The 20,214-nt window shown below is 71.5% G+C and carries 15 protein-coding genes; 5 read left to right on the top strand and 10 right to left on the bottom strand.

Going from position 1 to position 20,214, the window contains the following annotated elements; translation table 11 throughout:
• A partial coding sequence (locus ABT160_RS37725) for a trypsin-like serine protease (protein WP_351652788.1) occupies positions 1-1,208 on the bottom strand: 1,208 nt, incomplete at its 3' end.
• A gap of 305 nt (positions 1,209-1,513) precedes the next feature.
• Positions 1,514-2,032: a hypothetical protein gene (locus ABT160_RS37720; protein ID WP_351652786.1), complete on the bottom strand. Its 519-nt coding sequence runs from the start codon at positions 2,030-2,032 to the stop codon at positions 1,514-1,516.
• 444 nt (positions 2,033-2,476) lie between these two features.
• Here ABT160_RS37720 and ABT160_RS37715 point away from each other — a divergent pair, with 444 nt between their 5' ends.
• From ABT160_RS37715 to ABT160_RS37705, 3 genes are all read left to right on the top strand, one after another.
• On the top strand, positions 2,477-6,079 hold the full coding sequence (locus ABT160_RS37715) for a hypothetical protein (RefSeq protein ID WP_351652784.1): 3,603 nt from the start codon (positions 2,477-2,479) through the stop codon (positions 6,077-6,079).
• Positions 6,080-6,093: 14 nt separating this feature from the next.
• Positions 6,094-6,378, top strand: a complete 285-nt coding sequence (locus ABT160_RS37710) for a hypothetical protein (protein WP_351652782.1) — start codon at positions 6,094-6,096, stop codon at positions 6,376-6,378.
• A gap of 173 nt (positions 6,379-6,551) precedes the next feature.
• Entirely contained in the window at positions 6,552-8,063 is a 1,512-nt protein-coding gene (locus ABT160_RS37705; protein ID WP_351652780.1) for an FG-GAP-like repeat-containing protein, read from the top strand.
• Positions 8,064-8,421: 358 nt separating this feature from the next.
• On the opposite strand, the gene ABT160_RS37700 is transcribed toward ABT160_RS37705, so the two are convergent.
• The 4 genes from ABT160_RS37700 to ABT160_RS37685 all read right to left on the bottom strand — a co-directional run bounded on the left by ABT160_RS37700 (position 8,422) and on the right by ABT160_RS37685 (position 11,246).
• Entirely contained in the window at positions 8,422-8,763 is a 342-nt protein-coding gene (locus ABT160_RS37700) for a hypothetical protein (protein ID WP_351652778.1), read from the bottom strand.
• Between the two features lie 416 nt (positions 8,764-9,179).
• Entirely contained in the window at positions 9,180-9,839 is a 660-nt protein-coding gene (locus ABT160_RS37695) for a response regulator (RefSeq protein WP_351652776.1), read from the bottom strand.
• Between the two features lie 34 nt (positions 9,840-9,873).
• Positions 9,874-11,118 carry a sensor histidine kinase gene (locus ABT160_RS37690; RefSeq protein WP_351652774.1) on the bottom strand — a complete coding sequence of 415 codons (1,245 nt, stop codon included), beginning with the start codon at positions 11,116-11,118 and terminating at the stop codon, positions 9,874-9,876.
• A complete protein-coding gene (locus ABT160_RS37685) occupies positions 11,115-11,246 on the bottom strand; it encodes a hypothetical protein (RefSeq protein WP_351652772.1) in 132 nt (43 codons plus the stop codon). The genes ABT160_RS37690 and ABT160_RS37685 overlap by 4 nt, the downstream gene beginning before the upstream one ends.
• A gap of 130 nt (positions 11,247-11,376) precedes the next feature.
• Here ABT160_RS37685 and ABT160_RS37680 point away from each other — a divergent pair, with 130 nt between their 5' ends.
• Together ABT160_RS37680 and ABT160_RS37675 are read left to right on the top strand one after the other, a co-directional pair.
• Positions 11,377-12,315 carry an ATP-binding cassette domain-containing protein gene (locus ABT160_RS37680; protein WP_351652770.1) on the top strand — a complete coding sequence of 313 codons (939 nt, stop codon included), beginning with the start codon at positions 11,377-11,379 and terminating at the stop codon, positions 12,313-12,315.
• Positions 12,312-13,163, top strand: coding sequence for an ABC transporter permease (locus ABT160_RS37675; RefSeq protein WP_351652768.1), 852 nt, complete (start codon positions 12,312-12,314; stop codon positions 13,161-13,163). Before ABT160_RS37680 ends, ABT160_RS37675 begins: the two co-directional genes overlap by 4 nt.
• Positions 13,164-13,357: 194 nt before the next feature.
• Here ABT160_RS37675 and ABT160_RS37670 read toward each other — a convergent pair whose 3' ends face one another.
• The 4 genes from ABT160_RS37670 to ABT160_RS37655 form a co-directional block, all read right to left on the bottom strand.
• A complete protein-coding gene (locus tag ABT160_RS37670) occupies positions 13,358-13,672 on the bottom strand; it encodes a hypothetical protein (protein WP_351652766.1) in 315 nt (104 codons plus the stop codon).
• Between the two features lie 1,356 nt (positions 13,673-15,028).
• Positions 15,029-15,787, bottom strand: coding sequence for a thioesterase II family protein (locus tag ABT160_RS37665; protein WP_351652764.1), 759 nt, complete (start codon positions 15,785-15,787; stop codon positions 15,029-15,031).
• The gene (locus ABT160_RS37660; RefSeq protein ID WP_351652763.1) at positions 15,784-18,927 is read right to left on the bottom strand and encodes a non-ribosomal peptide synthetase; all 3,144 of its coding nucleotides are present in this window, start codon (positions 18,925-18,927) and stop codon (positions 15,784-15,786) included. The genes ABT160_RS37665 and ABT160_RS37660 overlap by 4 nt, the downstream gene beginning before the upstream one ends.
• 98 nt (positions 18,928-19,025) lie before the next feature.
• Positions 19,026-20,189 (bottom strand): aminotransferase class III-fold pyridoxal phosphate-dependent enzyme, encoded by a 1,164-nt coding sequence (locus tag ABT160_RS37655; protein WP_351652762.1) that lies wholly within the window; start codon positions 20,187-20,189, stop codon positions 19,026-19,028.
• Positions 20,190-20,214 lie beyond the last annotated feature (25 nt).

Genomic DNA, 20,214 nt, shown 5'->3' with positions numbered 1-20,214 from the left:
TCGGTGCCGCCGTCGAAGTAGGTGCCCATGTTCTTGCGGACGGAGACCTTGCCGTCGCGGCCGTGGACGATGAGGTCGGCCTTGCCGTCGCCGGTGATGTCGGCGAAGTAGAGGCGACCGAGGTCGGCGCCGTCGACGAAGCGGCCCCAGCCGGAGGACCAGTCGGTGCCGCCGTCGAAGTAGGTGCCCATGTTCTTGCGGACGGAGACCTTGCCGTCGCGGCCGTGGACGATGAGGTCGGCCTTGCCGTCGCCGGTAACGTCGGCGAAGTACAGGCGACCGAGGTCGGCGCCGTCCACGAAACGTCCCCAGCCGGAGGACATGACGGTGCCCGGCCCGAGCTTCGTACCGAGGTTGCGGTACACCACCAGGTCGCCGTTGGTGCGGTGCTGGACGAGGTCGGCCTTGCCGTCGCCGTCGATGTCGGCCGAGTGGATCCGGTCACGGGTACGGACGGTCTTGACCCATCCGGCGAGGTCGTCCACCCGGGCGTTCACGGCTCCGGTACGGGTCTCCTCGACGCCGTAGCACCCGCCCTGCCAGGAACGGCTGTTGACGGCCACCAGCTGCGTCTTGCCCCCGGACTCCCGCAGGGTCGGACCACCGGTGTCACCCATGCAGACCGAGTCGGTCGCGCTCTTCCCGGTGGCCGTCACGTCGGTGGCGGAGACGTCGGAGGCCGTGAACGACGCGACGTGGAGCTGGTTGGGGATCCACTCGGTCTTGGTGCGGCCGTAGCCCACCGACGTGAGCGCGTCGCCCGTGGCCGTCGCGGAGGTCGCCAGGGCGACGGGGGCCACGGTGGTGACGGACTGCGCGAGGCGGACCATCGCGACGTCGCGGTCCGCGTACGGGACGACCTCGATGACGTCCCTGACCTGGCCGCTCGTGCCGGACAGGTCACTGCGGCCGATCGTCGCGACGGTCTTCATCGCCGGCTTGCCCGCGCTGACCGCGGTGGGCTTCTTGGGGTCGGGGGCGAAGCAGCTCGCGGCGGTGAGGACCCACTCGGAGTCGACGAGGGCGCCGGAGCAGGAGCGCAGGGTATCGTCCGCTCCGATGGTGAGCTTCGCCGTGAAGGAGTACGTTCCGGCGGGGACGCCGTCACCGACGGCGGCCTGGGTGGGAGCTGCCATGAGGCCGGTGACGGCGGTGGCGGTGGCCAGCGCCGCGGCCAGTGTGGCGGAGCGTGGGCGGGTGGAAGACACGTTCTGTTTCCTCAGCATGGTTCAGGGGGTGGTCGCGGGCTCCGGCCGAGCACTGCCGGGTGCGCGTAGTGGTGTGCACGGCACTGGAGCAGCTACCGGATAGTGCTGTATGCCCGATAAGCCTGCATGGCCCGGATCGCGTCAATATGCGCGTACGGTGGTTCAGTTGGCCGGGCCCCGGGCCTGGCGGGTCGACCCCGGGACGGCCGTCGCGGGACGCTGTCCGGCAGTGCCGGGTGTCCGGGTCGCGAGGTCGGGGGAGTCGAGCAGCCAGGCCGTCGGGTGCGGGTCGGCCGGTGCGTGGGTCAGCCGGTGACGCGCAGCTCGACCAGGGTCGTCATCGGCTTGCCGAGCCCCTGGCCGACGCTCTCGAAGTCGTCCTTGGCCACGTTGACGGTCTGGGAGTCGCCGGCGTCCGTGGTGAGCTTCGCCGACACCGGGTGGTCGGCGGTCTCGATGTAGAACACGCGCGGCACCTCGAGGGTGAGGAAGCCGGACTTGGCGGTGGCCCGGAAGCAGAAGAGCTTGGGCTTGTCCTGCTCGTCGGGGCCGCGGGTGACCTGGACGTTGATCTGGGCCTTGTCGGAGCTGTCGCAGTCGGCGAGGACGATGTTGCCGTCGCCGCGGATCAGCTTGATCATCTTCTGCTCGAGGATCTGCGAGGCGTTGGGGTAGTCGAAGGTCTCGACGGCGTACGGAGCCGACGCGTCGGCCGCGGGGGCCTCGGCGGCGGGCGGCGAGGCGAGGGCGGGCACGGCGAGGGCCAGGGCGGCGGCACCGGCGAGAGCGGAACCGACTATGAGCTTGCGGGCATGCGTGAACACCTGGAGGCGTCCTTCCGGGAAGCGGCTGCGGTCAGCCGCGAATCGAGCGATAGGAAACTCGCAGCGCCACACGCGGAGTTAGACCCTCATCAGCGAATCTCAGGTGCAAACTAACTCCTCGCCGATGGCGCCTGTCAATTCCGCATAAGGTGACCTGGATCACCACACCCCCGGGCCAAGACCCCGGGTCAAGGTGGGGTAATGTCCCCACCAACTCGGACTATGTGCACCCAGTTGCCCTCAGCAACCTCCGATCGACCTTCGATCCTGGCGCCACACGCCGCACACGCCGAGTGGGGGCGGATCGCGTTCGCTACTTCTTGAACGCGAACATTCAAGCTTTGAACTTTCCCACCGCTCCCTCGATCCCGAACTCCGGCGACCCCGTCGCCGGCGATGAGATGAGTGATCTTGAGGCGAAGACTGCGTGCACCCCGTCACGCGATGAGGGCGTGGCGCACCCTGCGGGCGCTGTTGGTGAGCCTGCTGCCCGTTGCCCTGGTCGTGGGGCTGATGGGCTCCGCACCGGCCCTGGCGGACGACGGCTTCGACGACGACGAGACCCCGGTCAGCGCGATACCGGCCACCGACCGCGGCAAGGTCGTCGAGCTGTGGAAGGAGGGCGGCCCGGGCGTCAAGGCCGCCGCCGAGGTCGTCCTCACCGGCAGCGATGCCGAGGTGAAGAACTTCCTCGACAAGGTGGCCCCCGGACTCCAGAACGACGACGACCGGGTCGCCGCGGCGCAGATCGCCACGGTGGGCGGCGTCAACGTCCAGGAGGCGGCCCGCAAGGCGCTGTCGACGCCCGACGCGGACCTGCAGGCGTTCCTCAAGGACGGCTGGAAGCACCCGCTCGAAGAGGACCAGAGGCTCCGTGTCGCCCAGCTGATGGACGCCGGAGGCCCCGGTGTCCAGGAGGCCGGCAAGGCCGCGCTCAACGGCTCGGCCACCGACGTCCAGACGTTCATCAACAAGGGCCAGTACACGGCGCGCGAGGATGACGAACGCCTCCAGCTGGCCCAGATCCTGAGCACCGGCGGCACCAACGTGCGGGCCGCGGGCAAGATCGCCATGAAGGGCAGCCCCGCCGACATCCGCGAGTTCCTGGAGGTGGGCCAGCACATCGCCCGCGACCGGGACCGCGAGCACGCCACGATCGCCGAACTCTCCGCGCAGGCCACCGAGGCCGGACGCCAGGCCCTGGTGGAGACCAAGGCCGCTGAGGAGACCTCCAAGCGCGCCATCGCGGCAGCGGCCCTGGCCAAGGCGGCCGCCGAGAAGGCCGCCAAGGAGACCGAGCTCGCGCGCCACGACGCGCTCAACGCCGCCGCCGCCGCGGGCCGCGCGGCCAAGGCCGCCGACCAGGCCGCCTCCGCCGCCCAGCAGGCCATCTCCGCCGCGCGGGCCGCGAACAACTCCGCCCGCATCGCCGCCAACGCAGCGTCCCAGGCCGCCTCCGCCGCAGCAGGGGCCGCCAACGCCGCCTCCACCGCACGCAGCGCGGCAGCCGCCGCCGCGGTCAACGCGAGCGACGCGTCCAAGGCGCGCACCGCCGCGGAGAACGCGCGCACCGCGGCCCAGGGCGCCGACAAGGCGGCCGAGGCCTCCAACCAGGCCGGCATCGCCGCGGACCGCGCCGCCGACGCCGCCGAGGCCGCCAGCCAGGCCGGCACCAACGCGCAGAACGCGGCCAGCGCCGCCCGGAACGCCAGCGACTTCGCCGACCAGGCCGGCGTGCACTCCCAGACGGCCAGGAACGCCGCCGCCCGCGCCGAACGCCAGGCCAAGGAGGCCTCCCGGGCCGCCCAGGAGGCCAGGAACCTGGCCCGCAAGTCGGCCCAGGCCGCCCGTGACGCGCGCGACGACGCCCGCTCGGCCGCCACGCACGCCCGCAACGCCGCCAAGGCCGCGGACGACGCGGCCGAACACGCCGGCGACGCCGCCACCGCGGCCGCGCAGTCCACCGCCCACGCCAAGGCCGCCCAGGACGCCGCCACCCGTGCCTCCGAGGCCGTCGCCAAGGCCGTCAAGACCCACGAGCTGGCGCTGCAGATCGAGAAGGAGGACCGCGCCGAACGAGCGAACAGCGGCATGGAGAAGGCCATCGCCCTGGCCGACACCACGGCAGCCTTCGACCAGGCGCGCAAGGACTCCGTCAAGGAGGCGCAGGACCTGGAATCCGAGGCAGCGAAGCTGGCCGCGGAGGCGAACGCGCCCGGCGCCGACGCCAAGGACATCGCCCTCAAGGCCCGCAAGGTCGCCATCAGCGCGATGAAGGTCCGCGGCCCCTGGAGCCGTACGGCCGCGGAGGTCGCCCTCGCGGGCACGGACAAGGACGTCACCGACTACATCCGCACCGGATGGACCCAGGCCGCCCAGCAGGACGACCGCACCCGCGTCGAGAACCTCGCCCTCCTCTCGGAGATCGAGCAGGTCCGCACCCAGGCGGTGACCGCGCTCTCCGGCGACACCAGCAAGATCACCTCGTTCCTGGCGACGGGCCAGTACGCGGCCGCGTCCGACGACTTCCGCGTGCAGATCGCCCAGATCATCAGCAAGGGCGGCCCCAACGTCCAGGAGAGCGGCCGCGCGGCCCTGAACTCGGGCTCCGAGGAGAAGTACCGCCAGTTCCTCGTCACCGGGCAGTTCACCGCCCAGTACGACGACGACCGCCTCATCGCCGCGGGCCTCGCCGACGGCGGTTCCACGGCCCCCGACAAGTGCGCCGTCAGCGAAGCGACGGTCGCCGCCTGCATCGCCCTGAAGGCCCCGGCCCAGGCCCTGCACGAGTTCGCCGTCTCCGGCCAGCTCAAGGCCAAGCGCAAGGACCTGCTCGCGGCCACCCACGACCTGCAGATCAGCAAGCTGATCCAGGACGCCGCCAAGGTCGCGGCCACCGCGCAGGAGAACGCCGACCGCGCCCAGGCCGTCGCGGCCGACGCCCGCAAGGCCGCCACCGAGGCCGACAAGTACCGCAAGCAGGCCGAGGCCTCGAAGGCCAAGGCCAAGGGGTACGCCGACCAAGCGGCGGAGTCCGCCAGGCAGGCAACCGAGTCCGCCAACCGCGCGGCCGAGTCGGCCAAGAAGGCCACCGAGGCCGAGGCCCAGGCCAAGCAGTCCGCCCGCGAGGCCAACAACTCCGCGGCCCGCGCCGAGGCGTCCGCCTCCGCGGCGCGCGGCTCGGCCGACGAGGCCTGGTCCTACGCCAACGACGCCAAGCAGTCGGCACTCGCGGCCGGCAAGGACTCCGAAGCCGCCGACAAGGCGGCCAAGGACGCGCTCGCGGCCTGGGTGACGAAGTCCCGCCAGGAAGCCGAGGCCGCACTCAAGGAAGAGAACCGCAAGGACCAGGCCGCCCTCCAGGAAATGGAGGACGCCATGCTCGACGCGGCCGCGGACGACGACACCAGCGTCTGGGACATGCTCTCCGGCGTAGGCCACACCCTGCTCGACGGCGCCGGCCTCATCCCCGGCGTCGGCGAGGCCGCCGACCTGGCGAACGCCGGCTGGTACGGCCTCGAAGGCGACGCGGTCAACGCCTCGCTCTCCGCGGCGGCGGCGATCCCGATCGTCGGCTGGGGTGCCACGGGAGCCAAGTGGGGCAAGAACGCCTTCAAGGGCGCCGAAGCCTTCCTCAAGGCCGAACGGGCGAGCGGCGCAGTGGCGCACATCTGGGCCGGCAACAAGAAGTTCCCGAACGTGAAGAACGCGCTGGAGCACTGGAAGAAGCACCGCGGTGAATTCCCGGAGCTCCAGAACGCGAAGCAGTACGTGGAGCGCGCCCACTACTACCGGCAGGCGGCCAAGACGCCCAAGCCCCCCTCGGGATACCGCGTCTGGGACCGTCTCGACAAGAACGGCGACGTCAACGGCTACGTGGTCTACGAAAAGAACTCCAATACACTCGTCTCCTACGACGGTGGCGGCGTTCCGAAGACGATGACCAAGCCGGCTCCGAAGAGCGCGGACAATCCGAACGGCTTCAACACCGACACCTGGCCCACCCTGGAGGACTACCTCAAGGCCCAGGGCCAGCGCGAGCGCTGAGGAAGAGGAAGACCATGAGCTCCGACATCCCCCCGCCTCCCGGTCCGGACGAAGAATCCGCATGCCGGGTGTGCGGACACGACGACGGCGACCTCTTCTGGGAGGACGGCTGGCCGACCGCTCTGATCTGCGTGTGCTGCGGAAACGAATCGGACGTGTCCGACACCAGCGTCATGGGGATCAGGAACTACCGCGGTTTCTGGACGGGGAACGGGGCCACCTGGCACTCGCCCGCCTTCAAGCCGCAGGACTGGAACATCCTCGAGCAACTGGCGAACATTCCGAAGGAATGGCGTTAGCAGTTCGCCGCACCTCGGCTCGGATTCCTGCCCGGGTTACGGGAGGGGACGAACAAAGACGTCCCCTCCCGTAACCCCTCACCCCAGAAACTCACCGCTGACTTCCCGGCAAGAGTGCCCATCACCTCTTGCTTGTTTCGTCGACACCTTCGTAACCATCCGGAGAAACACCCATGGCACAGTTCAAGAGAAGCACCCAGATATCCGCCGTCATCGGCGCCGTGGGCCTCAGCCTCCTCGGCTCGCCCGCCCAGGCCCTGCAGGGCCCCGACGCCACCGCCGGGCAGAACTTCACCGCCCGCATCGTCATCGGCGACTCCGACCGCTCCTGCACGGGCACCCTGGTCTCCCAGCGCTGGGTCCTGACCGCGGCCTCCTGCTTCGCCGCCGACGCCAAGCCCGCCGCCGGCAAGCCCGCCGTCACCACCACCGTCACGGTCGGCCGCACCGACCTGAACCAGACCTCGACCGGCGCCGTCCGCACCGCGATCGAACTCGTCCCCCACGCCGACCGCGACCTCGTCCTGCTGAAGCTCAACGCCGGTGTCGCGGGCGTGAAGCCGGTCGCCCTGGCCACCGCGCCCGTCACCTCCGGCCAGGCCGTCACCGCCGCGGGCTTCGGCCGTACGAAGACCGAGTGGACGCCCAAGAAGCTGCACACCGGCGCGTTCACCGCCACGGGCGACAGCACCGCGAACGTGGGCCTCGCCCCGACCGGTGACGGCGTGATCTGCCAGGGCGACAACGGCGGCCCCGTCCTGCGCACCAACGGCCAGACCCAGGAGCTCGTCGCCGTGGCGAGCCGCTCCTGGCAGGGAGGCTGCCTCGGCGTCCCCTCCACCGAGACGCGCACCAGCGCCGTCGCCACCCGGGTGGACGACGTCCGTACCTGGATCACCAGCAACGTCACCCCCGTCGCCGGCGACATGACCGGCGACAACAAGCCCGACATGGTCGCCGTGGACACCGAGGGCAAGCTGCGCCTCTACCCCGGCAACGGCGCCGGCGGCCTCACCGCCCCGATCCAGATCGGCACCGGCGGCTGGGGCGGCTCGCAGATCACCCACCGCGGTGACTGGACCGGCGACGGCATGGAGGACGTCGTCGCCGTCGTCGCCGGCGAGCTGCGCGTCTACCCCAACCGCGGCGACGGCACCCTGGGCGACCCCGTCAAGATGGGCACCCTGCCCACCTCCGTCAAGGTCGTCGCCCTCGGTGACGCCACCGGCGACGGACAGCCCGACCTCGCCGTCCAGTACGACGACAAGCTCTGGATCTACCCGGGCGTCGTCGGCACCACCCCCAAGACCGGCACCCCGATCCAGGTCGGCAGCAGCGGCTGGAACGTCATGACCCTGACGGCACCGGGCGACGCCAACAAGGACGGCTACCCCGACCTGCTGGCCCGCGACACCCGTGACGGCGCCCTCTGGCTCTACCCCGGCAAGGCCAAGGGCGGCTTCGGCACCCGCACCGAGTTCGGCCGCGGCTACACCGTCACCTACCGGCCCCTCATCGCCGGCGCCGCTGACGCCAACCGCGACGGCGTCGCCGACCTGTGGGCCACCGCCAACGACGGCACCCTGAAGTTCTACAAGGGCGGCTCCGGCAGCCAGGGTCCGGTCGACGGCCCGAGCGTCGAGGTCGGCAGCGGCGGCTGGGGCGGCATCAAGTCCATCGACTAGCCACTCCCGCGGAACTCCCGTCCGCATAGCGCCCGCAGAACGCCTCCGTTACCCCTTCACCGGGAACGGAGGCGTTCGCCTACCGATGCGAGGCACACCGACGTGTCGGTACACACCGGTCACGCGGACCGGCCACAGCATCAGCCGGAGTCGCGGTCCGATTCCCGCGAGGAGCGAGGAGCGAGGAGCGGGGGCAGCAAGGGGCGTGACGTCGAAGCAGTCGACCGCCGCGGGGCCGAGGCAGTCGAAGCCGACGGGATCGAGGCTCGTCACGCCGGATGCCCCGCTGTCCCGTACGAGTGGTGCTCGGCCGACAAAGTCCCCAGAGCGCGGAACTCGTCAACGAGAAGGAAGAGACTCAGGACTGCTTGTCCAGGAACGCCCCGATGGCATCGCGCACGTTCTCAGGCGCTTTGTGCCAGTCCCCGGCGGCCAGCGCCACCCCCATCAACGCCTGCCAGAACGTCCGCACCGCGACGTCACTGACCTTCTCCCGGCTCAGCTCGTACAGCAGCGAACGGCACGCACTGTCCGCGGTCTGCTCCATCCCGCGCGAGACGCTGATGGCGCTGGAGGCACGCAACCGCTCCTGGAACCCGTCTTCCACCGGCGCCACGTCCCGCAGCAGCGCGCACTGCTGCCTCACCCACTCCGTGACCGCCTGAACGGTCTCGGCGGACGGCACCCCCTGTGCTGCCATGCCCCAGACCCTATCCACCACCCGCCCGATGCACGCCGCATCCAGACGACTTGGCGCATTCCCCACCCCCGCACCACAGATCGCCTGACCCGCCGCACGCCGACTACACCGTCACGCCCCGGGTCTGGACGGCGTCCTGAAGCCACCGCAGCGGCAGGCCCTCGCTTCTTCCACCGCGCCCGCGGCCCGGCTCCCTACCCCGGACAGGCGCTCCAGGATCAGGAGGCTGGCGGGTCCCGTACGCCTCGTACCGGTCGCTGCCCCGTTGGGAGCAGGAGTGCCCCGCGACTGCCCGCGCCTCGGCTCAGGAGACCAGGGTTGCGATGCCTCCGGTGATCGCGCCCGTCACCACGACCAGCGGGGTTCCTTTGAGCGCGGCGTCGAAGTGGAAGCGCAGGTCGCGGTACTCGGCCGCCTCACCCCGACGGCGACACCAGCCCCGTCTCGTACGCGATGATCACCAGCTGTACGCGGTCGCGCGCCGACAACTTGGCGAGCAGCCGCGCCACATGGGCCTTCGCGGTGGCGACGCTGATGAACAGCTCGCCGGCGATCTCGGCATTGGACAGACCGCGGCCGACCAGCACGAGCACCTCGCGCTCGCGGCCCGTGATCCCGGTCAACTCCCTCTGTGGGTGCTTCTGTTCGGGCCGCGCCACGAACTCGGCGATCAGCCGGCCGGTGACGCTCGGCGCGATCAGGCCGTCGCCGCCCGCGACCACGCGGACCGCGCCGAGGATGTCGTCCAGCGCCATGTCCTTGACCAGGAAGCCGGACGCACCCGCCCGCAGCGAGCCGTAGACGTACTCGTCGTCGTCGAACGTGGTGAGCATCAGGACCCGCGTGTCCGGCAGTGCGGCGCCGATCCGGGCCGTCGCCTCGATCCCGTCCATGCCGGGCATCCGGATGTCCATCACGACGACATCGGGCCGCAGCTCGGCGGCCAGCCGGACCGCCTCCGCGCCCGTGCCGGCCTCGCCGACCACCGCGATGTCCGGGGCGTCGGCGATCAGCACCCGGAGCCCGCTGCGGACCAGCGGCTGGTCGTCCGCGAGAAGCACCCGCACGGCAGTCATCGTTCCTCCGTGGGAGATTCGTCGTGCGTGGCAGTCATTTTTCCTCCGCGGGGAGTCCGCCGTGGGCGGCAGCCATCGTTCCGTCGCCGGAATCCGCAGCCTCCGCCGGGACCGGCAGCCGGGCCCTCACCCGGAAGCCGCCCCCGGGTCGCGGCCCCGCCTCGAACGAGCCGTGCAGCAGCGTCACCCGCTCCCGCATCCCCACCAGCCCGTACCCCTCGCCGCCGAGCACCGCGCCACGGCCCTCGTCGGTGACGGTCACGGTGAGTTCCTCCACGCCGAAGCCGACAGCCACTTCACACTCACGCACGCTCGCATGCCGTACGACATTGGTGACCGCCTCCTGAGCGATGCGGTACGCCGACAGTTCCATCTCCGGGGGCAGTGCGCGCTGTTCACCGTGGCGCCGCAACACCACCCGCACGCCCGCATCCCGCGCCGCCACGACGAGCCGGTCCAGGTCCGCCAGCCCGGGGGCCGGAGCCAGGGGAGCGTCCTCGGACTCGCGCAGCGCCCCCAGCATCCTGCGCAGCCCCGAGAGCGTCTCGCGGCTCGTCGACTCGATCGCGCCGAGCGCGTTGCGGGCCTCGGCCGGCTGGGTGTCGATGACCCGCCGGCCCACCCCCGCCTGGATCGCGATGATGCCGATGCTGTGCGCCACCATGTCGTGCACCTCCCGTGCGATCCGCAGCCGTTCGGCCGTCACCGCCTGCGCCGCGGCCTGTTCGCGCAGCGCCCGTGCGTGCCGGCTCCGCTCGGCCACCGAATGGCCGACCAGCCAGGAGGTGGCCAGCGCCAGGAGGAGCGTGACGAAGGTGCTGACGGTGACATCGGAGCCCGAGCGGTAGTACGGGACCGCCGCGACCTGGGCGAGTGCGGCGAGCACTCCCGCGGCAACCGCCGAGCGCCGGGGGCGGTTCGCGGCGACGTACCCCACCGCGAGGTCGGTCAACAGCGCCTGCAGGTAGGCGAGCTGCCAGCCCTGCGTCCACTCGGGGAAGGATGGGCCCGAGCGGTCCTGGGCCAGGATCGTCGCCGCGAACGAGCCGATCAGGAGCACCACGAGAGTCGGCAGCGGATGGCGCGGCAGCAGCGGCAGGAGCAGGACGGCCAGCGCAGCGGAAGGCAGTAGGCGCACGCCGGTCAGCTCGGGCTCGTCGAGCGCGGCGACGGTGAGCAGTACGGGGTAGGCGAGCGCGGCGCACCAGGCCGCGACCTCGAAGGCCACCGCGAGCCGCGACCGTACGGCGACGGTGCTCGATGGGGAGGCGGCGCTCATATGCCGGTGCGTGCGGGCAGGGTGACGCTCCAGCCCAGGTGGGGGCCTGCGCACACGCCGTGCTGGGAGACCGGGCTCACGGCGCGGTCGGGAACCACGCACACGCCGCGCTCAGGGGAGGTACTCATGCCGCGATCATAAGCAGCAGCCCCCGCCCGGACATCGGCCCGCGGGCGTACGCCCGTCGGCTACCCGGTCGCGGCGAATGTGACCGGTGGCCCGATGCCGCGCACTCCGGCCGGCGGCCACCGTGGAGTCGTGATCGAAATCAACGAACTCACCAAGCGCTACGGGGACACCACGGCCGTCAGCGCCCTGTCGTTCACCGTCCGCCCGGGCCGGGTCACCGGCTTCCTCGGCCCGAACGGCGCCGGCAAGACCACCACGCTGCGCCTGCTGCTCGGCCTCAACACCCCGACCTCGGGCACCGCCACGATCGACGGCCGGGACTTCGGGGCCGTACGGCGCGGACTGCGCCACGTCGGCGCGCTGCTCGACGCACAGGGCGTCCACGGCGGCCGCACCGCACGCGCCCATCTGTCCGCACTCGCCGCGAGCAACGGCATCGCGCGCGGCAGGGTCGGCGAGGTGCTCGGCGAGGTGGGGCTCGAAGACGTCGCGGGCCGTCGTATCGGCGGCTACTCGCTCGGCATGAAACAGCGCCTGGGCATCGCCGCCGCCCTGCTCGGCGACCCGTCCGTGCTGATCTTCGACGAACCGCTCAACGGCCTCGACCCCGAGGGCGTCCTGTGGCTGCGCTGGCTGCTGCGCCGGCTCGCCGCCGAAGGCCGTACCGTCTTCGTCTCCAGCCACCAGATGTCCGAAATGGAGCTCTGCGCCGAGCAGTTGATCGTGATCGGCCGCGGCCGGCTGATCGCTGCGGAGAGCCTTGGCGCGTTCGCCGCGCGCGGCACGCAGCAGGGCGTACGGGTGCGGGCACGCCAGGCCGCACGGCTGGCGCAGGCGCTGCGCGCCGAGGGCGCGGAGGCGGTGGGCACGCAGGCGCAGGGCGCCGAAGACCTGCTGACGGTGACCGGCCTCGCGGCCGACCGCATCGGCGAGCTCGCCCTGCGCCACGACATCGCACTCGGCGAACTCACCCCGCTGAACGCCTCGTTGGAGCAGGCCTTCATGGAGCTGACCGCCGACAGCGTCGACTACACCACGACGACCCGAGCCACGGGGGAGACCCGATGACCACCCTGACGCCCCTGCGGACCTCGACGCCCACCGAGGCCCCGGACCGCTTCCGGCACCTCCTCGCCGCGGAGTGGATCAAGCTCTGGTCGCTGCGCTCCACGTACTGGGTGCTCGGCACGGGCGCGCTCGCCGTGATCGGCATCAACGCCAACTCGGCCCGCACCAACGCCGACCGCCTCGCCGCTCAGCCCCCTGTACCGCCCGGCACCCCGGACGACCAGGCCTTCGCGTTCGACGCGATGCACACGGCCTTCCTCGACCCCGCGTGGCAGATCCTCATGATCGTGGCGTGCTGCGTCGGCGCGATCGCCGTCTCCGGCGAATACACCAGCGGACTCATCCGTACGACACTCACCAGCGTCCCCGACCGGCGGGCCGTGGTCCTCGCCAAGATCGCCGTGGTGAGTGCGGTGATGACCGTAGTCGGCGCGGTGGTCGCGGGGGCTTCCTTCGGCCTCACGCAGGCGCTCCTGCGCGACCACGGCGGGGTGTCCCTCGCAGATTCGGGCGCCCTGCGCGCGGTCGCCGCGTCCGCGCTCCTCGCCCCGCTCAGCGCCCTGATCGGCATGGCGCTCGGCGCGGTCGTACGACATGCCGCGGGCAGCGTCGTCGGGGCGATCGTCACACTGCTCCTGCTGCCGGTCCTGTTCCAGGGCGAGACCTACCGCTGGGTCGCGGAGATCGGCAACGCGATGCCGCTCAGCGCCTGGGAGGCACTGAGCGGCAACTACTGGGGCGCCGGGAAGTATCCGGTGAGCACCACCGAGGCGTGGGTGGTGTTCGGCGCCTGGGCGGTGGGCTCGGCCGCGGTCGCGGTGGAGGCGGTACGGCGCCGGGACGTGTGAGCCGTCCGGGACGGGAGCCGGAAGGCCGGGCGCGCACGGTGGCTCACGCCTGGTGCGCCCCCGCCTTCGGGCGAGAGTGCACCAGGGTGAACGCCCTTGGTGTTCGCAGGAGTTCACCGCATCGACGTACACGCCCCACCGTTCAAGTCCGACCGCTGGGCATCTGGCTCCGAGCATGAGTGCTTGGGCGAAACCTACGGCGCGTTCCCGCCCTTGCCGTTCCCCCGTGCGAGCTGGCCCGCCAGCATGACTGCGAGGCCGATCAGGAGGAGTACGCCACCGATCATCGTTCCCACTGACCGGGTGTCGGCGTCGTCGACCACCAGCCCGAACACCAACTGCCAGCAGAGCGCGAAGGCCAGCACGAGCTGCCCCCAGCCGTAGCGGTGGGGGTCGCGGATGTGCCGCCGGTGCATGGGGAGCACCCATCCACGAGCAACTGCGGCAAGGCCGGAAGCAGCGATGATCAATGCCATCAGGACAAGAGGTATGGCGAGGTACAGCTTCACGGTTGCTCCCCTGCAGGGTCGGACCCCCGTCCGACAGCAGCGTGATCATGGCACCTCGCGCATGGCGCGTCCATCCCTCAAGGGGCCTTGTGATCGACCGGACCCTCTACCTTCGTGGCGACCCAGTCGGCGGCGTAGGCGTAGGCGGAACGTGCGTCGGCCAGCGGGGGTGGGCGATGTCGACTCTGGACGGAGTGGTGAGGGTCGCGTCGAGGGGGGCGCCGGGCGTCCGTGCGCCGTCCGTGTGGCGGATCCTGCCCATGGATGCGCATTCTGGGGCAAGGCGCACCGCACGGTTCACCTCGACCCGGAAGGCCCCGCCGCGCTTCACGGGCATCTGAGGCCGCCCAAGTGACCGCCCCGGGCGTGGCATGTTCTGGGCCGCTTGACCTGTCTGGACGCGGGATTGCCCGGGATAAGCACTCGCCGGGAGACTGCCGGTAGTGGCGGACTGCTGGTGCTGCGAGGAATCCATGGGCGGAAGACGTCCCGACCGGGCCGCGTTGAGTGAGTGGCTCCAGGCGGCACGCGCGTGCGCCTGTGAACTGCAGGCGGAGCGCGAGGTGCTCCTCCAGCGGGCCCTGCAGCTGCGGGAGCAGCGGACCCGCCTGATGGCGGGCGCCCTGGCCGCGCGGCGTATCCGGTCCCGGCCCCCGCAGGATGACAGCCCGGGCGACGGCAGGGCGTCTGCAGGCCGCGAGCCCGGTGATCTGGGCCGCCCGCCTGTGTAGGCGGGCGTGTCAGGGGAACGCGTGAGGTCAGGTGGCTGGACGTGCTGCAGGACGACTGGCCGCTGATGTCCTCGTGCTCGTTCGGACCAGTAGCGGCCGGGGCGGTGGTGTCCGGCTTCCGCAGGTGCTGACTGCGGAAACCGGACACCGACCACAACGCCTACCGCACCCACATCACTCTCGCGTGGGCCCGGCCCGGGTCTGCTGCCGAGATCCTCAATGCCCTGCTGCAGCCCGCCCGCCAGGGACGGAACGTGCCCTGGCGGGCGGGACCGCTCACTTTTCAGAAGGCCCGCCGCCTGGACATCACCGGCACCCGGGGCATCTGCCGCGTCTTTCCCACCCTTCACGCGCGGTCCTACGCACCGGCGCCGCCTGATCGCGTGACCGACGGTGCCAGATGGGCAGGGGGTGCGTCCGTCGAAGCCGTTGGGAGGGAAGAGGGGCTGGCGCGTCTGCCGCCCGCACCCAGGGCCCCGCCTGTGCCGTGCCCGGGGATCGTGCGCGACATTCCCGGCCGCGCGCCCGGGGACGGGCGGCAGACGCGCCCCGGCGGCCGGGGGATGACCTCGCCGGGTCGTGGGGCTGTAGGCCTGCTGCATCCGCAGACCCGGGTGAAGCCGGTTCAGGCCCGCAGCCCCACCTCCCGTCCGAGGGCCGCCCACGTGGACGCCGGGTCGCGGAAGAGCGCGAAGTGTCCGCCGGGAAGTTCGGCCGAGTGGAACGCGGAGGTCGTGAACTTCTGCCAGCCGAGGGCGATGTCCTGGTCCATGTCAGGGTCCTCCGCGTTGTGCAGGCAGGTGAGCGGTGGCTCGATCGGCTCGTTCGAGGTCTCGTAGCCCCGCAGGAGCCGGAGGTCCTGGGCGATGACCTCCTCGAAGTGCTCGCGGGCGGTGTCGTCCCCCGTCACCGAGGCGGGCAGCTCCGACACGTCGGTGCTGGTCTCGTCGTGGCCGGCCGCGGCAGGGTGGTCCGGGGGAGGACTGGCGGACACGACCAGGTGGTCGGGCCCGGCGATCCCCAGACCTGCGAGTTTCCGGCAGGTCTCGTAGGCGAGGACCGCCCCCATGCTGTGGCCGAGCAGGGTGTAGGGCCCGTCGAGCCACTGCAGACTGAAGGCGATCTGCTGGGCGAGGTCCGGCAGGTCATCGGGCATCGGTTCGTCGCGACGGTCCGCCCTACCGGGGTACTGCACCCCCAGCACCCGCAGACCGGACGGCAGATGATCGGCCCAGGCGCTGAACACCCCGGCGCTGCCGCCCGCGTGCGGGAGGCAGACGACGGTGGTACCCGTGCCATCGCCCCCCGCTATGGGCCGGATCCACTTCCGCGCGGGCTCGGGCAGCAGCTCGGCCGCCGGGGAGCCGGGATCGTGGGGGCTCACCGCGTGCCCCCATCGGCCGTGACGCGCGCGTCCTCGGTCACCGGGGCGTCCTCCACCAGGCGCGCCAACTCCGCGACGGTGGAAGCTTTCTGCACCCGGCGGAGCGTGAACGCCTTGTCGAACCGCTTGGACAGGCGCTGCGTCAGTCGCATCGACAGCAGGCTGTTCCCGCCCAGGTCGTAGAAGCTGACGTTGCGAGCGGTGACCCGCAGGCCCAGGAGTTCGGACCAGAGCGCGGCCACGTCGCTCTCCACGCCGGCGTGCACCGGCTCCTCGTCCGTCTTCCGCTGCTGCGGGGCGGCCCAGCCCGCGAGTTTCTTCCGGTCGATCTTCCCGTTCTGGTTCAGGGGGAGTTCGGGAACCATCAGGTAGTCCTCGGGCACCGCGTACGCGGGCAGCCACTGCTGCGCGGTCTCGCGTACCTGTCCGGTGTCGACGCGGTCGCCATGAGGCTGCAGGTAGGCGATGATGCGCCGCGAGGCTCCCTCGTCGGTGACCAGCGCGACCGCACGGGCGACGTCGTCGTGGGAGGTGAGTACGGACTCGATCTCGCCGAGCTCGATGCGGTAGCCGTTCACCTTCACCTGGTGGTCGATGCGCCCCAGGAACTCCAGTACCGCACCGGACCGGTAGCGCCCCAGGTCACCCGTGCGGTACCAGCGGCGCCCGGCGACGGTCACGAACCGCTCCGCGGTGCGCTCCTCGTCGTTGCGGTAGCCGGTGGCCACCCCCATCCCGCCGATCCACATCTCTCCGGGCACGTCGTCGGGACAGTCGCGGCCCGCCGAATCCACCACCCGGTACTGCTGGTTCGCCAGCGGATAGCCGTAGGGAATGGACGTCCACTCCTCCTCGACGGCCTTGACCTCGAAGTAGTTGGAGTAGATGGAGCCCTCGGTCGCACCGCCGCAGGCGACGAAGTGGGCCTGCGGCAGCAGGTCGCGCAGCCGCCCGGGCAGATCCAGGGGCACCCAGTCCCCTCCGGTCATCACCACGCGCAGCGACCGCGGCGCCTCGGTCTCCTCGGCCTGCGTCAGCAGTGCGTCCAGCAGCACCGGGACCGAGTCCCACACCGTGACCTCGTACGTGTTCATCAGGCGGATCCAGGCCTCGGGATCCCGGTGCTCGTCCACCCCAGCGATCACGACGGCGCCGCCGGCCACGAGGGGGCCGAAGATCTCGTACACGGACAGGTCGAAGTCGAGGGAGGAGACGGGAAGGCACCGGTCCCGTTCACCCACGCCCCAGCGCCGGTTGAGGTCGAGGATGCTGTTGAGCGCGGACCGGTGGGAGACCTCGACGCCCTTGGGCTGCCCGGTGGAGCCGGAGGTGAAGATGATGTACGCGGGAGAGTCCGGCGGCGCCGTCACCGGCTGCTCCAGCGGCTCGGCGTCCCGGGCCAGCGCGAGCGGCAGGTGGAACAGGGGCCGGTCGGCGGGCACGTCCGGTGCGGGGGAGTCTTCCTTGACGTCCCGTGCGTACGCCTCACCGTCGCTCGCGTCCGCAAGCTCCTGGTCACACAGGACGAACCGGGCCCCGGCCCGCTTGAGGACGGACCTGCGTCGCTCCTCGGGCTGGTCGGGGCTGATGGGTACGTAACAGCCGCCCGCGGCGAGGACTCCGAGGACGGCCCGCACCTGGTCCACCCCGTCCGCCAGACACACCCCCACCGGATCGCCGACCGTCAATCCCCGCGCGACAAGCAGGGAAGCGACCCGCAACGCGGCGTCGGCCAGCTCCGCGCGGCTCCAGCGCACGTCGTCGCTGAACAGAGCGGGAGCGTCGCCGTCCCGACGCGCATGGGAGAAGAAGGCGTCGTGCACCAGCGCGTCCGGCACCTCGGCCCGCGCGGAGTTGGCCCTCTCCCTCGCCTCGCGCTGGGCGGCGGGCAGCGGCAGCACAGTGGACCGGGACCAGTCCTCATCGGCCAGCGCGACCAGCATCGACGCGCAGTACGCGGTCATCGCCTCCACCAGCGGAGCGGCCAGGACGTCCTCGACGACGTCCCACGCCATCACCGGCGGCCCGCCGTCGTACGCCGGATATACCAGACAGTCCAGGTACACCTGCGGGGTCTGCGACACCATCCAGGTCATCGGCCCGAACACCTCGGTGAAGGAGGCAGGCGCCCAAGCCGTGTCGACGGCCGTGTACACCACGCCCAGGGGCCGCGTGCTCAGACCGCGCTCGCGTGCCCACGCCAGTACGTCCTGCACGGTGGGGGAGTCCGCACGCAGTGCGCCGCGCGCCTTCTCCACCACGTCCCGCAGGTCCTCCGCCTGGGACAGGGGCACCTGTACGGCAGTCAGGCGGCTGAAGTCACCGACGGCGTCCCGGGCACTCCCGGGACGGTCGAACCGGGGCACGTTGAGCACGCAGTCGTCGCTTTCGCTCCACCGGTCCACCGTGTGGGCGAAGGCTGCGAACAGCAGGTCTTCGACGGCGACGTCCTCGTGCTCGGCCCGCTCGACCAGGCGCTCCCAGACGGGCGGTTCCAGCCGTACGTGATGGCGGGTGAAGCGGGCCCCGCTGACCTCGGCCGCGTCCGTGGCCCAGGGGAGCTTAGGCGGCTCCGGCAGCTCCTCCGGCCCGGAGCCGTCATCCCGTTCCGCGGGGCGCCCAACGGCCGGCGCCCCAGAGGAGTCCGCCCCCGGTGCCGGGCCCGGCTGCCCGGAGTAGGCGGATGCGAGGTCTCCCAGGACCGTACGGATGCTGGGGGGATCGGCCGCGATCAGGGCGACGCCCACATGCAGCCGCGAGCCGCCTCCGGACCGCGTACTGACCCGGACGTCGAGCCCGCCGAGACCCTCCGCCACCGGATGGAACACGGCCATCTCCTCCCGCACGCGCCGGGCGGGCCGGTCCTCCTGGCGCAACTCGGCCAGCGGCTCCGACATCACCTGTGCCTCGTCGGGGTCGTCGAACCGGGCCCGGAGCATCGGATGTCGCTGCTGGACCTCCTGCACGGCGGTCGCCAACCGCTGCCGGTCCAGGCTCTCCGGGTCGAACTCGAAGTACATGTGACAGGCCACACCGCCCAACGGGCCGTCCTCCTGCCCGAGCCGGTAGGCCTGCTGCACCGCGGTGAGCGGAAAGCTCTGCTCTGCCCGCACCGGTTCGTCCGTCGTGTGCTGCGTCATGTCTCCTCCAGAGAACGTTCGAGTCGTGATGTACGGATGCCGTCATGTACGGGTGTCGTCATGTACGGGTGTCGTGATTGGTGTACGGAAACCGCAGCTCAGCCCACTGCCGCGACCGACGCGGCGACCACCTCGGCACCGCGCCGGGCCTCCTCCTCGCTCAGCGTGAGGGGCGGCATCAACCGCAAGCAGTTGCCGTGCGTGCCTCCCAGCCCCACCAGCAGCCCCCGCTCACGGCACTCCTCGTGCACGGCGGTGGCGAACGGCGCGTCAGGAAGCCCGGCTTCGTCATGGCAGGCGACCCCGAGCAGGAGCCCTTGCCCACGGACTCCGATGCGCCCACCGCCACCGCGCAGGACAGTGCGCACGATCAGGCGGCCCAGCCGGTCCGCCCGCCGCACCAGCCCCCGGCTCTCGATCGCACGCACCACGCACAGCGCGGCCGCCGCGCTCAACGGACCTCCACCGAACGTCGAGACCGACGGCATCGGCAACGCGTCCAGAACCGCCCTGCGCCCCACCACACCGCCGATGGTCAGGCCCCCGCCGAGCCCCTTCGCGAAGACGATCAGATCAGGACGGACCCCGTGCCACTGGTACCCCCACCACCGACCGGTGCGCCCCCACCCGGTCTGCACCTCGTCCACGATCAACGGCACGCCCGCCGAGGCGAGCACCTCCTGGCACTCCCGGAGCCGGCCGGGCGCCAGTGGCACCGCGCCGGCCACCCCCTGCACCGGCTCGGCGATCAGGGCGGCGACATCCGCACCGACCACCTCGGACACGTCCTGGCCCTCCGCCAGGAACGAGACCGGCAGCGGATCGTCCACCCGACCGTGCCAACCCCGTTGCCCGGTCGCGGACAGCGCGCCCAGCGTCCGCCCGTGGTACGAACCCTCCAGCGCGACGACGCGCTCCGCCGCCCGGTACTCCCGCGCGGCCAGCAACGCCGCCTCCACCGCCTCCGAGCCGGAACACGTGAAGAACACGGCGGGGTCCTCGATCCCCGACCGCTCGGCAATCAGCTCCGCCAGCTCCACCGGCTTCCGGTGGAGGTAGAAGGTCGAGCAGTGCGTCACACCGCTCGACAGCTGTTCCCGTAACGCTGCCTCCAACTGCTCGTCACCGTAACCGAGAAGGTTCACGGCAACGCCGCCGTAGAAGTCCAGATACGTGTGACCGTCCCCACCGAGAACCTCGCAGCCGCGCGCGGAGACCACCTCCAGAGGGTCGCTGTAGAACAGCGGCGACCACGTCGCCATGACCCGTCGATGGCGCTCGTGCAAA

The sequence above is a fragment of the Streptomyces sp. NPDC001941 genome (assembly GCF_040296945.1).
Classification (GTDB): Bacteria; Actinomycetota; Actinomycetes; order Streptomycetales; family Streptomycetaceae; genus Streptomyces.
The sequence above is the reverse complement of the archived record's forward strand: the minus strand, read 5'-3'. Positions and strand labels throughout refer to the sequence as shown.